This is a genomic window from Nonomuraea sp. NPDC052116, from assembly GCF_040680035.1.
In the GTDB taxonomy this organism is placed as follows: Bacteria; Actinomycetota; Actinomycetes; order Streptosporangiales; family Streptosporangiaceae; genus Nonomuraea; species Nonomuraea angiospora_A.
Genome location: NZ_JBFAWA010000001.1, coordinates 380,348 through 393,326, shown reverse-complemented (window position 1 = coordinate 393,326; position 12,979 = coordinate 380,348). Strand labels below are relative to the sequence as shown.

Annotated in this window: 12 protein-coding genes; 9 read left to right on the top strand and 3 right to left on the bottom strand. The window is 72.0% G+C overall.

The window, feature by feature from the left end; translation table 11 throughout:
* The first annotated feature begins 71 nt into the window (after positions 1–71).
* Genes AB0L65_RS01765 through AB0L65_RS01750 form a run of 4 tightly spaced genes read left to right on the top strand, consistent with a single transcriptional unit; the run spans position 72 to position 3,970 of the window.
* Positions 72–1,313 (top strand): extracellular solute-binding protein, encoded by a 1,242-nt coding sequence (locus tag AB0L65_RS01765; RefSeq protein WP_364239416.1) that lies wholly within the window; start codon positions 72–74, stop codon positions 1,311–1,313.
* Positions 1,314–1,345: 32 nt separating this feature from the next.
* Positions 1,346–2,212: a sugar ABC transporter permease gene (locus AB0L65_RS01760; protein ID WP_350722561.1), complete on the top strand. Its 867-nt coding sequence runs from the start codon at positions 1,346–1,348 to the stop codon at positions 2,210–2,212.
* On the top strand, positions 2,209–3,075 hold the full coding sequence (locus AB0L65_RS01755) for a carbohydrate ABC transporter permease (RefSeq protein ID WP_350722559.1): 867 nt from the start codon (positions 2,209–2,211) through the stop codon (positions 3,073–3,075). The genes AB0L65_RS01760 and AB0L65_RS01755 overlap by 4 nt, the downstream gene beginning before the upstream one ends.
* 10 nt (positions 3,076–3,085) lie before the next feature.
* Positions 3,086–3,970 (top strand): dihydrodipicolinate synthase family protein, encoded by an 885-nt coding sequence (locus tag AB0L65_RS01750; protein ID WP_364239415.1) that lies wholly within the window; start codon positions 3,086–3,088, stop codon positions 3,968–3,970.
* Here AB0L65_RS01750 and AB0L65_RS01745 read toward each other — a convergent pair.
* Genes AB0L65_RS01745 through AB0L65_RS01735 form a run of 3 tightly spaced genes read right to left on the bottom strand, consistent with a single transcriptional unit; the run spans position 3,967 to position 7,459 of the window.
* On the bottom strand, positions 3,967–5,916 hold the full coding sequence (locus AB0L65_RS01745) for a hypothetical protein (protein WP_364239414.1): 1,950 nt from the start codon (positions 5,914–5,916) through the stop codon (positions 3,967–3,969). The genes AB0L65_RS01750 and AB0L65_RS01745 overlap by 4 nt on opposite strands.
* A 44-nt stretch (positions 5,917–5,960) precedes the next feature.
* Positions 5,961–6,689 (bottom strand): amidohydrolase family protein, encoded by a 729-nt coding sequence (locus tag AB0L65_RS01740; RefSeq protein WP_364239413.1) that lies wholly within the window; start codon positions 6,687–6,689, stop codon positions 5,961–5,963.
* Complete coding sequence (locus AB0L65_RS01735; RefSeq protein WP_364239411.1) at positions 6,686–7,459, bottom strand: amidohydrolase family protein; 774 nt, start codon at positions 7,457–7,459, stop codon at positions 6,686–6,688. Before AB0L65_RS01735 ends, AB0L65_RS01740 begins: the two co-directional genes overlap by 4 nt.
* 85 nt (positions 7,460–7,544) lie before the next feature.
* On the opposite strand from AB0L65_RS01735, the gene AB0L65_RS01730 reads away from it, so the two are divergent.
* The 5 genes from AB0L65_RS01730 to AB0L65_RS01710 all read left to right on the top strand — a co-directional run bounded on the left by AB0L65_RS01730 (position 7,545) and on the right by AB0L65_RS01710 (position 12,945).
* Positions 7,545–9,512 carry a hypothetical protein gene (locus AB0L65_RS01730; protein ID WP_364239410.1) on the top strand — a complete coding sequence of 656 codons (1,968 nt, stop codon included), beginning with the start codon at positions 7,545–7,547 and terminating at the stop codon, positions 9,510–9,512.
* A gap of 19 nt (positions 9,513–9,531) precedes the next feature.
* A complete protein-coding gene (locus AB0L65_RS01725) occupies positions 9,532–10,221 on the top strand; it encodes an amidohydrolase family protein (RefSeq protein WP_364239409.1) in 690 nt (229 codons plus the stop codon).
* Complete coding sequence (locus AB0L65_RS01720; RefSeq protein ID WP_364239408.1) at positions 10,218–10,931, top strand: amidohydrolase family protein; 714 nt, start codon at positions 10,218–10,220, stop codon at positions 10,929–10,931. The genes AB0L65_RS01725 and AB0L65_RS01720 overlap by 4 nt, the downstream gene beginning before the upstream one ends.
* Before the next feature lie 80 nt (positions 10,932–11,011).
* The gene (locus AB0L65_RS01715) at positions 11,012–12,238 is read left to right on the top strand and encodes a DegT/DnrJ/EryC1/StrS family aminotransferase (protein WP_364239406.1); all 1,227 of its coding nucleotides are present in this window, start codon (positions 11,012–11,014) and stop codon (positions 12,236–12,238) included.
* 47 nt (positions 12,239–12,285) lie between these two features.
* Entirely contained in the window at positions 12,286–12,945 is a 660-nt protein-coding gene (locus tag AB0L65_RS01710) for a histidine phosphatase family protein (protein WP_364239405.1), read from the top strand.
* The last annotated feature ends 34 nt before the right edge of the window (positions 12,946–12,979 follow it).

The window sequence follows — 12,979 nt, the reverse complement described above, 5'->3', positions numbered from 1 at the left end:
GGGATTGACCCGGTCAAGACGCGCTCATTAGGTTTCGGTCAGGACCGGTATTAGTTGAAAGGAAGCCGCCGATGAAGAAGGCAGCGGCAGTCGGCCTCGCGGCCGCCCTGAGCCTCGCGGCCGCCGGGTGCGGATCCAGCAGCGGCTCGGACAAGAGCACCGTGACCCTGTGGATGTATCCCGTCATCGGAGACCAGGCCAAGGCCCAGGCGTTCTGGGGCAAGGTGGAGAAGGACTTCGAGACCGCCAACCCCACGATCGACGTCAAGATCGACCAGCAGCCCTGGGAGGGCCGCCAGGAGAAGGTCACCACCGCACTGGTGTCGAAGAAGGGCTTCGACCTGGTCGTGCTCGGTCCCGACCAGATCCCCCAGTACGCCCAGCAGGGCACGGTCGAGGCGGTGGACGACATCGTCGCCCCGGCCAAGTCCTCCTACCTGCCCAACTCCCTGGCCGCCCTCACCGTCAACGGCAAGCTGTACGGCGTGCCGATCTACCAGACGATCACCGCGCCCATCTACAACAAGAAGCTGTTCGCCGACGCGGGCGTCGAGAAGGTGCCGGAGACGCTGGCGGAGCTGAAGGAGGCCGCGCCCAAGCTGGCCGCCAAGAAGGTCGCCGTACTGGACTACCCGGGCAAGCCCGACGTCAGCCTCAACCAGAGCTTCTACCCGATCCTGTGGGCCAACGGCGGCACGGTCTTCTCCGCCGACGGCAAGAGCGTCGCCTTCAACGGCCAGGAGGGCGTGGCCAGCCTGCAGTTCCTGCTCGACCTGAAGGCCGTGGGCGGCCTGCCGGAGAACACCGCGAGCAAGGCCAACGACGTCGAGGGCGGCCCGCTGGCAGCCGGCAAGACCGCCATGTACCACGCGGCCACCGCCGGCATGGCCGACCAGCTCGGCGCGGCCATCGGCGCCGAGAACGTCGGCATCGGCCTGCCGCTCGAAGGGACCAAGCGGGTCGCGTTCGGCATCCCCGGCGCCCTGGTGCTGGCCAAGCACACCGAGAACAAGGACGCCGCCAAGAAGCTCGCCACCTACCTGGCCTCGCCCGAGGTGTCCGGCGGGCTGGCCAAGGAGTCGGGCTTCTTCCCCGCCCGCACGGACGTGACCGTTCCCGACCAGTCGGCGGCCTCCAAGGAGTTCGCCAAGTCCCTGCAGTACGCCTTCCCCGGCGACACCCACCCCAAGGCCCGCCAGGTCATGGGCGTGCTCGCGCCGCACATCCAGGCGGCGCTGCTCGGCAAGGAGGACGCCAAGACCGCGCTCGACGCGGCCGCCAAGGAGGCCAACCAGCTGCTCGGCACCGGCTGAGCCCCCGCACACCGCCAGAAAGGAAACACCCGGTGCGTCAACGCCTGCGTGACCCGGTCACCGGCCTGCTGTTCGTGCTGCCCGTGCTCGTGCTGTTCCTGATCTTCCGGATCTTCCCGTCGCTCGGCGCGGCGGGGATGAGCCTGACGAACTGGAACATCGGCGGCGACTGGGAGTTCATCGGCACGGACAACTACGCCCGGCTGCTCGACGACGTGAACTTCTGGTTGAGCCTGCGGGTCACGCTCGTGTACGTGGCGATCTACGTGCCGCTCACGCTGCTCGTGGCGCTCGGCACGGCGCTGCTGCTCAACCAGGTGGTCTTCATGCGCGGGCTGTTCCGCGGCATGCTGTTCCTGCCGTACGTGACCAGCTTCGTGCTGGCGGGCATCATCTGGCGCTGGATCTACGAGTTCGACGGGCTGATCAACGGCCTGCTGGCCAAGGCGGACCTCGGCCCGGTGGCGTTCCTGGAGCAGTCGGCCGTGATCCTGCCCGCACTGGCCGTCGTGTCGGTGTGGAAGGGGTTCGGCTACTCGATGCTGATCCTGCTGGCCGGGCTGAAGTCGATCCCGTCCTCCTACCTGGAGGCGGCCACGGTGGACGGGGCGAGCGCGTGGCAGCGGTTCCGCAGGATCACGCTGCCGCTGCTCAAGCCCACGATCTTCTTCGTCGTGGTGATCGAGACGATCAGCGCCTTCCAGACGTTCGACACCGTGTACGTGATGACGGGCGGCGGCCCGGCCAGGGCCACCTACACGCTCATCTTCGGCATCTACGACCACGGCTTCCGATCGTTCGACTTCGGCTACGCCGCCACGTGGGGCATGGTGCTGTTCGCGATCGTGCTGATCGTGTCGCTGGTCCAGCGCCGCTTCCTGGATCGGGGGAACACATGACGATCACCGCGTCCCGGCCCGTCACCGAGGTGCGGACGGCCCGCGCGGCCCGCCGCCGGTGGTGGCGGGGCAAGTGGCCGCTGGCCGCCCTGCTCGCGGTGCTGTCGGTGCTGACCGTGAGCCCGTTCGTGGCCATGTTCATCGTGGCGCTCTCGCCGGCGGGCCGGCCGACCGTGCCGGCCCGGTGGCCGGACTCGCTCACGCTCGACAACATCGCGCGGGTGCTGGAGTCGTCGGGGTTCGTCACGTGGACGATCAACTCGCTGATCTACGCCGTGGTCTCCGTGGTGATCATCCTGCTCACCTCGTCCATGGCCGGGTACGCGTTCGCCAAGAAGCGCTTCCCCGGCCGCGAGGCCATGTTCTGGACGTTCCTCGCCACCATGATGGTGCCGTTCCAGGCCACGCTCATCCCGACGTTCGTGCTGGTCAACAGCCTGGACGGGGTGGACACGTTCTGGGGCCTGATCGTGCCGACGCTGGCGAACTCGCAGGCCGTCTTCCTCATGCGGCAGTTCATCCTGGGGCTGCCGGACGAGCTGTTCGACGCGGCCAAGGTCGACGGGGCCTCCGAGTGGCGGGTCTACTGGACGATCGTGGTGCCGCTGACCCGGCCGATCCTGGCGACGCTGGGCGTGTTCGTGTTCCTGTGGCACTGGAACGACTTCCTGTGGCCGCTGGTCGTCGGCCAGAGCGACGCCACCCGTACGCTGACCGTCGGGCTGACCACGCTGCGGACCGAGGAGCTGCAGCTGTCGGTGCTCATGTCCTCGGCGGCCGTGTCGGTGGTGCCGTGCCTGCTGGTGTTCTTCCTGCTGCAGCGGTACCTGGTCAACAGCATCGCGATGACCGGCCTGAAATAGGGTCGTGCGGGTGGACATCGCTGTACGAAACCTTCGTGACCGGCTCCGCGGCGCGCTGATCCCCGCCGCGGCCACCCCCATGACCGCATCCGGCGAGGTGGACCTCGACCTGGTCTCCCGCTATCTGGCCGGCCTGGTGGCCGACGGCGCCACGGGCCTGGCCGTGCTCGCCCACACGGGCCGCGGCCCGTACCTCGCCCCGGACGTCCGCGCCGGCGTCATCGAGCGCGCGGTCGCTCTGGGCGTTCCGGTGCTGGTCGGGGTGGGCGGGGGTGCGGAGGACCCGGCGGCGCAGGCGCGGGTGGCGGCCGAGCTGGGGGCGGACGGCGTGCTCGTCTTCCCGTCGGACGGCGACCGGGTGGCGCTGCACGAGGAGGTGTGGCGGGCGGCCCGGCTGCCGATGATCGCCTTCGACCTCTACACGCGCCCGTGCCCGGCCGGCACGCTGCGCGAGCTGCTGGCGCATCCCGGCGTGGCGGGGCTGAAGACGGCGCTGCTGTCGGACGCGATGGGCTGCCAGCGCGCCATCGCGCTGGCCAGGGAGGCGGACCGGCTGGCGATCACGGGGGAGGACCGCATGTTCGGCCCGTCCCTGCTGTGGGGCGCCGAGGCGGCCCTGGTCGGCATCGCCGCGGCGAGCGTCGGGGTGACCGCCGCGGTCCTGGAGGCGTTCGCGGGCAAGGACCTGCGCGCGTTCGAGGAGGCGTCCGGCCGGCTGGACCGGCTGGCGCAGGTCACGTTCACCGAGCCCATGGAGGGCTACGTGCAGCGCATGCTCTGGCTGGCCGCCGCCGAGGGCCGCGTGCCCGAGACGCATTCCCATGACCCGTACGGCCCGCCCCTCCCGGCGGAGGAGCGGGCCGTGATCGTGGCGATGAGCCAGGCGGCTCATTAGCGGCCCGCGATGGCCACCCGGACGAGGTTGCGGGCGCGCACCGCGTACAGGGCCCGGCGGGAGGGGTCGAGCGCCAGCTTGGGCTCCCCGCCGAACCACTGCCCGGCCAGCCCGTCCACGATGGCCTTCGACGTGAACGCGACCAGGTCGATCTTGTAGATCGACCCGCCGTCCGTGCAGTACGCCACCCGGCCGGTGACGAACAGCTCGCCGCCCTTCGCCCCGACCTTGATCGTCCTGGTGACCTTCCCGCTCCGCAGGTCGAACTCGAACACCTCGCCCGTGCTCGCCATGCCGTACAGGGTGCCGTTCCTGCCGAGGGCGAGCGAGGAGATCATGCGGGCCCCGGGGATCGGCTCCAGCTGCCACAGCAGCTTGCGCGTGCGCAGGTCGAACGCGGCCAGGCGGGCGGTCGTCGTGACCGGCGGCAGGCCGAGGCCCTCCTGGATGAGGGTGCCCAGGTAGGCGACGCCGTGCCGGGCGACGACCGAGTAGACGGTCTGGCGCTCGACCACCGGCCGGTAGGTCTCGTACGTGCCCCTCCGGGGCGAGTACAGCGAGAGCGCGCCGTTCATGTGGCCGGGCTCCGGCTGGGTGGGCATCACGATCAGGCCCGTCGTGGCGTCGTAGGCGAGGTCGCGCGGGCGGTCCTGCTGGTTGCCGGTGCGGGCGATCAGGTCGGCCTCGGTCTTGCCGCGGTGGTGCGCGTACAGGGCCGCCTGGGTGTAGATGCCCAGGTACGTGGTGTCGCCGACGGTGAGCAGCGTCTTCGGCTCGCCCGAGATGCCCAGCCGGGTCACCTTGCCGGTCGCCAGGTCGTGGACGTCGGCGCCGCCCTTGCCGCCGACGTAGACGCGCCGGCCGTCGGAGTGCACGGACATCGGCTCCTCGGGTGCCGCCTTGAAGCCGCGCTGGACGAGGTTGACGTAGTCGATCGCGCCGGTCGCCGGGTCGTAGACGAAGACCGCGCTGTCCTGGATGCCGTAGATCCGGCCCTCGTGAGCCAGGATGCGGTGGGTCAGGGCCTCGAAGTAGGGGACGCCGAGCACCTCCAGCTTCTCCGTGGCCAGGTGGTAGCGGTAGAACGTGCCGGAGGGGCGGCCGGCGAAGTAGACGTACCCGTCGTGGATCAGGACCGCGACGATGTACTTCTCGCCGGCCGCGGTGGCCTTGACGACCTTGTAGTTCTGCGGCGCGGCCTTCTCCAGCACGAGCAGCTCGCCCAGCGAGTTCATGCCGCCGGCCAGGTGGGTCTCCGACATGCCCATGCTGGAGACCCAGTCGCGGTCGGCCACGGCGGCCGGCAGGAGCTCGCGCTTCTCGCCGGTCTTGCGGTCGATCGCGATCAGGTGGGCGTTGGCGCCGATCCCGGCGTACACGTACGCGTCGTCGGCCTGGATGCTGCGGACGTACGCCTCGCCGGGGGCGGGCTGGCCCAGGTCGCGGCTGGTGCCGGTGGCCGGGTCGTACTCCCAGACGCGGCCGGGCTCCGACGTGCCCAGGTAGACCTTGCCGTCGGGGGAGGAGGCCATGGTCCAGATGTAGTGGTCGGGGTATTCGGCGGCCTTGGTGACCTGGCCGGCGATCGTGTCGATCTTGTACAGGTCGGATCTCGCGTGGGTGCCGACGTAGACGTCGGTGCCGACCTTGCACATCGCCCAGATGCCCACGCCGGTCGGGATGTCGAAATGGGTCGTGACCGAATCCTGGCCGAGGTCGAACGCGCCGACCACGTTGGGGGACAGGCCGCGCGAGCCGGCGTAGAGCACGCCGCCGACGAACTCGCCGTTGCCCAGCGGGCTGGCGACGCTCGCCGGCCCCAGGTCGGTGAGGGTGCCCTCGGGCTGGGCTTTTTGGTGGGTCGCGGCGCGGGCCGGCGTGGTCGTGAACGTGGCGGCCGCCGTGGTCGCGGCGGCCGCCTGGAGGAAACGACGGCGGGGGATCATGCGCGGGCTCCCTTGGTGAAGTTTGGGCCGCACGCTATAACGGGCTAGGCCGTAATGTCCAGAGCGAAGAGCGCCGCGGCGTTGCGCCAGGCGATCCGCTCGGCGGTCCCACGGGTGAGCCCCGCCGCCGCGACCGCCCCGAACGCCGACGACGGGTCGATCAGCGTCGCGTCGGTGCCGAACAGCAGCTGCGCCGGATCCACGGCCGCCACCACCTCCGCGATGCGGCCGGCGGGGAAGTGCGACCAGCAGGGCTCCAGGTAGAGGCGGTCGCAGGCGTTCGCGGCCTCGACGGCGTACCGGAACCCGTCGGCTCCCATGTGCCCGGCGATCACCCGCAGGTCCGGGATGTCCGCGCAGACCTCCGCCAGGGCCAGTACGGACGTGCCCCAGGTGTGCACGAGCGCGGGCCGCCCGGTCGCGGCCACCAGCGTGAGCGCCTCGCGGAGCTGCGCGGAGCCGACCGGCGAGCCCGTGTAGTCGGTGTGGATCTTGGCGCCGACGAACCGGCCGCCCGGCAGGTACGCCGCCAGGTCCGCCTCCGCCTCGCGCAGCCGGCGCGGGTTGACCGTGACGTAGCCGAGCAGGCGGTCCTGCGTCTCCAGGTAGGCGGCGAGGGCTCGGTTGCCGGCGGCGGCGTCGTAGATGACGGCCTCGGTGGCGGAGACGATCGCGCGGTCGATGCCGTAGCGGTCCATGGTGGCGAGGTTGGCCTCGGCCACGTCCATGGTGAAGAACCACGGGCCCCAGTGGGCGTGCACGTCGATGATCATGACTGTGGCCTCCTCAGGAGCCGTTCCGCGTTGCCGCCCGCCACGGCGGCGATCTCCTCCGGCTTCAGCCCGCTGGTGGCCAGGCGCAGGAGGGGCACGAGCGGCTCGTAGTGGGGGGCGCGCGAGCCGTACAGGAGGCGGTCGGCGCCGAGTTCGGCGGCGGCGAGCTCCAGCGCGTCGGGGGAGTTGAGCAGGCGGGTGGAGGTGTGGAAGCCGGGCTCGTCCGCGGCGGCCACCAGGAAGTCGCCCAGGTGGTAGAAGTGCGTGTCGAGGAAGACCACGGTGGCCCCGAGCCCCGCGAAGGGCTGCCAGAACCTGCGCACGTCACCGCCGGTGAGCATCACCAGGCCGAGCCGCGCCGCCCGGCGCGCGACGTGCCTGACGGACGGGAAGCCCGCCTCGACGCCCTGCTCGTCGGGGAACAGCCGGACGGCCCGGACGCCTCCGGCGGCCAGCCGCTCCAGCTCGCGCGCGGCGCCGATCGGGTCGCGCAGGTCCACGGCCCCGACAGGGACGACCTCCGGGGCCGCCCGCGCGATCAGCTCGTCGTTGCCCGAGCGCACGTCGAACAGCCCGGCCCGCAGGCTCGCCACCGCCGCGGCCCTGATCCGGTGCTCTCCCAGCAATCGCAGCACCTGGTCCGGGGCGCCGGGCGGGCCGTCGCGGTCCGGGTACGCCCCGAACAGCACGTCCACGTCCAGCGCCACCTCCAGCCCGCCGACCAGGCGCCATGCGTCGAACGGAATACCGGACCCATCCTCAATCGCCATGCCGCACATCATGCCATTGACGAACTGTGCTTATAAAGTTACGGTCTGGCCCATAATTGCTCAGCAATGAACGCGAGGTGCGCCCATGCTCCGATCCCTCCTGGTAATTCTGTCGGCGCTCTTACCCGCGCTCCTCACCGGCCCGGTCGCGCGGGCGGCGACGGCCTGTGACACCCCGGCCGTGGAGCGATTCGGCCCGGCGTCGGTCACCGGCGCCATCGTGGGCGCCGCCGTGCTCGACGGGCACGCCTACGTGGTGACCCGTGGCCTGAAGCCCCCCGTGCTGGCCGACATCGACCTCGCCACCCGCAAGGTCGTCAGGAGCGTCACCCTGCCCGACGGCCCGGCCGCCGGTGAGCCCGAGGGCGCCTGGGCCACGGCCGTGTCCGGCGGCAAGATCTACGTCGGCACCTACCCGGTGCCCGACCTCTACAGCTTCGACCCGGCCACGGGCGCCGTGGAGCGGCTGGCGTCGTTCGGGAAGAACGGCGGCTTCGTCTGGAGCCTCGCCGCCGCACCCGACGGCACCCTCTACGTGGGCACCTACCCGGACGGCCGGGTCCGCGAGTACGTGCCCGGCACGGGCGCGGTGCGCGACTTCGGCGTGCTGGTCCAGGGCGAGCGGTACGTGCGCGCGGTCGCCGCCGACGCCACCTACGTGTACGCGGGGCTGCTCGACAAGGGCCGGCTCGTCCGGATCACCCGGGCGGACGGCACGGTGAAGGAGCTGGCCGCCGCCCCGACCGGGATCGGCGCCGTCGCCGTGCACGGCGACCGGGTGCTGGCCGCCGCCGGCGACACGCTGATCGACATCCGCTCGGACGGCACGGACGAGCGCCGGGCGACCCTGACCGGCGGCACGATCGACATGCTGACCGTGGCCGCAGATGACACCGTTTACGCCACTTCCCGGCCCGATGGCGCCGTCCACCGCTACCGCGTGGGCGAGACCGCGTTCACCAAGGTCGCCGAACCGCCGTCCCCTGGCGACGAGACCAGACGGCTGCAGCAGCTCGACGACAACACCCTGCTCGGCTTCTCGGGCAGCGGCGGCATGTGGTGGCTGGACCTGCGCACCGGCAAGTCCGAGTTCGTCGACCTCATCGACGCCGGCCTGCCCAGCGGCCCGGAGCGGCCGCAGAGCATGCTCGTCGTGCCCAACCGCGCCGTCTACATCGGCGGCCACTTCTCCATGGAGGTTCGCGACCTGCGCACGGGCGAGAAGCGCAGGTTCCGGATGCCCGGCGAGCCGAAGGACCTCGTGCGGAAGGGCAACAAGATCTACGCCGCCATCTACCCGAGCGGGCAGATCGTCTCCGTCGACCTGCGTACGGACCGCGTGCGCAGCGTCGGCTACCTGGGCCACGGCCAGCAGCGCCCCTGGGACATCGAGTACGACCCCGCCACCGACAAGCTCGTGGTCGCCAGCGCCCCGCTCGGCGCCAAGCTGAACGGCGCGCTGTCCGTGATCGACCCCCGGACCGGCCGCATCGACGTCTACGAGGGAGTCATCCCCGACCAGAGCCTCATGAGCCTGTCGGTCGATCCCCGGGGCGGCGTCGTCTACCTGGGCGGCGACGTGCTCGGCGGGGGCGGCACCCCGCCGGTGAAGACGTCCGCGTCCGTGGCCGCCTTCGACCTGCGCGCCCGCAAGGTGCTCTGGCAGGTGGACCCGATCCCCGGGCACCGCACGTTCCAGGACATCAAGGTGCACGACGGACTGTTGTACGGCGTCTACAAGCGCGACTCGGGCACCTGGATCGCCATGGACCTGGCGACCAAGGCAGTGGTGCGGCAGGGCAAGCTCTCCGGGTACGGCGAGCTGACCGTGCACCGGGGCAGGGTGTTCGCGTCCACGTTCTTCGGCGGCGGGAACGCGTACGAGCTGGGCGCCGAGGCCAAGCTGCTGGCCACCGGGCTCGGCGACGAGTGGTACACCAACCCGCAGCTGCACTTCGAGCCCGGCTCCTGGCGGGCCTGGGGGCTCGTGGGCCGCGACCTGGCCAGGATCCGGCTCGATCCGCGCTGCCCGTCCTTGACCGTCACTCCGTAATCTCTGCTAGTTTCGGTCTGTGCCGAAATATGTGATCGATGCCCACCGGCTCATCGGTCCCGTGCCGTTCGACGACCTGCCGACGGACCCCCGGGACGAGATGGACCGGCTGGGCATCGGCTTGGCCTGCGTCACCCACACGCTCAGCCTCTACTCCGACCCGAAGGCGGGCAACGAGGCGCTGCTCGCGCTCGACGACCCCCGGCTCATCCCCGTCCCCGTCGTGGTGCCGGGGGCCGGGGAGCCGGACGGGCCGGACGAGGTGGCGGCGTGGGGCGTACGGATGATCAGGCTCTGCCCCGAACGCCACCGCTTCGACCTCACGGGACCGTGGGCCCTGCGGTGGCTGGCCGAGATCGGCCTGCCCGTCGCGATCGACCTCGACGAGACCTCGATCGCCCAGCTCCGCCATCTCGCCGAGCGCCTGCCCAAGCTGCCCGTGCTCGTCCTCAACCCCGGCTACCGCCGGTTGCGCGCGCTGGCGGAGCTGATGGCCGAGGCGCCGAACGTGCGGGCCGAGATCGGCACCGTCAACACCCAGGGCGGCGTCGAGTGGCTGGCGGCGCTGTTCGGGGCGGGGCGGCTGGTGTTCGGCACGGGCGCGCCGGTGTCCGACGACTGCGGTCCCCGCTTCCTGCTCGACCACCTCGACCTGCCCCAGAAGGACATCGAGCGGATCGCCGCCGGGACGCTGGAGGAGCTGCTGTGATCCTCGACGCGCACGGCCACGTCGGCACCTGGCCCGACTTCCTCATCCCCCATCCCACCGCCGAACACCTCGTGGCCGCGATGGACCGGATCGGCGTCACCGCGATGGGCATCAGCCACCTGCTCGCCGTCGGCCCCGACGCCGTGCGCGGCAACGAGCTGGCCATGGAGATCGCCGGACGTTTCCCCGGCCGGTTCGGGGTGTGGCAGGTCTACAACCCGCACCACCGCACCCCGCTCGCCGGCGACGGCGTGTGGGGGGTCAAGCTCCACCCCGACGTGCACCAGTGCCGCCTGGACGACCCCCTGTACGAGCCGGTCTGGCGGCTCGGCCTGCCGGTCCTGGCGCACGGCCAGACGGACTCGCCCTGGAGCGACCCCGCCCAGTTCGCCGCAGTCGCGGCCCGGCACCCGCACGTTCCGCTGATCATGGGGCACACCGGGCTCTGGGCGTACGGGTTCGGCCGCGCGGCCCGCCTCGTGGCCGACCTGCCGAACGTCTACCTGGAGACGTGCGGATCGAGGATGACCGGCCGGTGGATCGCCCGGCTGGCCGCCCTGGCGGGGGCCGAGCGGGTGCTGTTCGGCTCGGACGCCTGCTTCCTCGACCTGCGCACCGGCTACGGGCGCGTCGCCCTGGCCCCGCTCACCGACCCCGACCGCGCCCTCATCCAGGGCGCCAACCTGGCCCGCCTGCTCGGCCACTCGTGAAGGCCCGCTCGCAAGGGGCCCGCCCGTGAAGGCCCGCTCGCAAGGGCCCGCCCGTGAGGTCCACCCGTGAAGGTCCACTCGTGAAGGGACGTCTCCCCGTGACGCTCGCCATCCACGGCGGCACTCCTGTCCGCTCGGCCCCCTGGCCCGCCTGGCCGCCGCCCCTCGACCCCGCGCAGCGCGAGCTCGTCACCAAGGTGCTCGAGAGCGGCCTGTGGGGAGCCACGCAGGGCGGTTCCGTGGTGGCGGACCTGACCGGCGCGTTCGCCCGCCGCTCCGGCGTCCCGTACGGCGTCGCCGTGGGCAACGCCACGCTGGGCCTGTTCGCCGCGCTGCGCGGCCTCGGCGTGGGCAGGGGGGACGAGGTGATCGTCCCGGCGTACACGTTCGTGGCCTCGGCCACCGCCGTGCTGCTGGCCGGCGCCGTCCCCGTCGTCGCCGACGTGGACCCGGTGGACCTGCACCTGTCCTCTCGAGCCGTGCAGGACGCCGTGACCGGCAGGACCGCGGCGATCATGCCCGTGCACCTGGCGGGCAGCCCCGCCGACATGGACCCGCTCAACGACCTGGCCGCCCGGCACGGCCTCGCGGTCGTCGAGGACGCCGCCCAGGCGCACGGCGCCACGTACCGGGACCGTCCCGTGGGCGGCCTGGGCGACGCGGGGGTCTACAGCTTCCAGGCGAGCAAGGCGATGACCGCCGGTGAGGGTGGCCTGATCGTCTGCCGCGACCAGGCCGTGCACGACCGCGTCTGGTCGGCCTGCAACGTCGGCCGCGCGCCCGGCGGCCGCTGGTACGGCCACCCGTCCGTCGGCTGGAACCTGCGCCTCACCGAGATCCAGGCGGCGCTCCTGCTGCCCTGGCTGGACCGCCTCGACGAGGAGATCGACCGCAGGAACGCCTTCTGCGCCGCCCTGGAGCGCGAGCTGGCCCACGTCCCCGAGGTGACCGTGGTGCCGCCGCCGGAGGGCACGACGCGCGACTCGCGCCACCTGCTCATGCTGCGCCTCGACGCCGGGGTGGACCGGGAGTTCGTGCTGGCCGCCATGGCCGCGGAGGGGGTGCCGCTCGACGCCGGCTACCCGCCGCTCGGCACGATGGAGGCCCTCACCGCCGAGGGCGCCCGCGTCGAGCCGTGCCCGGGCGCCGAGGAGGCCGCCAGGACCGTGGTGTGGGTACGCCAGGCCATGCTCATGGACGCTCCCGAGGCGGCCGGCGACGTCGCCGAGGCCCTCGCGAAGGTGCTGTCCGGCAACGAGGAGCTTTGCGAGGATGGTCCGCACGTACGACCTACCAGAGCGATTTAACGGGCTTGACCGTAATTCGCCGGAGGGTGCCGTGACAAGATGTCGGGATGGGACCGACACGGATCATGGCGGTGCGGCACGGGGAGAGCGAGGCCAACCTCGCGCACCGGGAGGCCGGGTCGGCGCCCCTGGTCTACGAGCGCGGGGACGACGAGGTCACGCTGACGGACCTGGGCCGGGCGCAGGCCGCCGCGTTCGGGCGGTCACTGGCGGGCCTGCCCGACGCCGAGGCCCCCGAGGTGGTGTGGTGCTCGCCCTACCTGCGGGCGATCGACACGTGGCGGGTGGCCCTGCTGGCGTGGGGCGCCGGCCCGCTCCCGCTCACCGTGGACGGGCGGCTCAGGGACCAGGAGGCGGGCGCGTTCGCGCGCTACAACCTGGCCGCGATCAGGGAGCGCTTCCCCGAGGAGATGGCGCGGCGGGAGGCCGAGGGCGCCTACGCCTTCCGGCCGCCCGGTGGCGAGTCGCTGACCGACGTCGTGGTGCGGCTCCGTGACCTCCTCGCCGACCTGCGCGAGCACGCGGCCGGGCGGCGGGTGCTGATCGTCGCCCACGACTCGGTGGTGCTGGGCCTGCGCCACGTCCTCGCGGGCGGCCCGGACACGGACCTGGCCGCGGTCCTGGCGTTCGCGCCGGTGCTGAACGCCTCCGTCTCCGTGTGGGACGGCTCCGGGCTCGTCCGGTTCAACGACGTCGGCCACCTCTAGCCGGTCTCGACGGCGTCTGTCACCTTCAGCCGAT

Coding starts and splice junctions, on each gene's coding strand:
- AB0L65_RS01765 (WP_364239416.1), top strand. CDS start 72: ATGAAGAAGGCAGCGGCAGTCGGCCTCGCGGCCGCCCTGAGCCTCGCG.
- AB0L65_RS01755 (WP_350722559.1), top strand. CDS start 2,209: ATGACGATCACCGCGTCCCGGCCCGTCACCGAGGTGCGGACGGCCCGC.
- AB0L65_RS01745 (WP_364239414.1), bottom strand. CDS start 5,916: ATGATCCCCCGCCGTCGTTTCCTCCAGGCGGCCGCCGCGACCACGGCG.
- AB0L65_RS01740 (WP_364239413.1), bottom strand. CDS start 6,689: ATGATCATCGACGTGCACGCCCACTGGGGCCCGTGGTTCTTCACCATG.
- AB0L65_RS01735 (WP_364239411.1), bottom strand. CDS start 7,459: ATGGCGATTGAGGATGGGTCCGGTATTCCGTTCGACGCATGGCGCCTG.
- AB0L65_RS01730 (WP_364239410.1), top strand. CDS start 7,545: ATGCTCCGATCCCTCCTGGTAATTCTGTCGGCGCTCTTACCCGCGCTC.
- AB0L65_RS01710 (WP_364239405.1), top strand. CDS start 12,286: ATGGGACCGACACGGATCATGGCGGTGCGGCACGGGGAGAGCGAGGCC.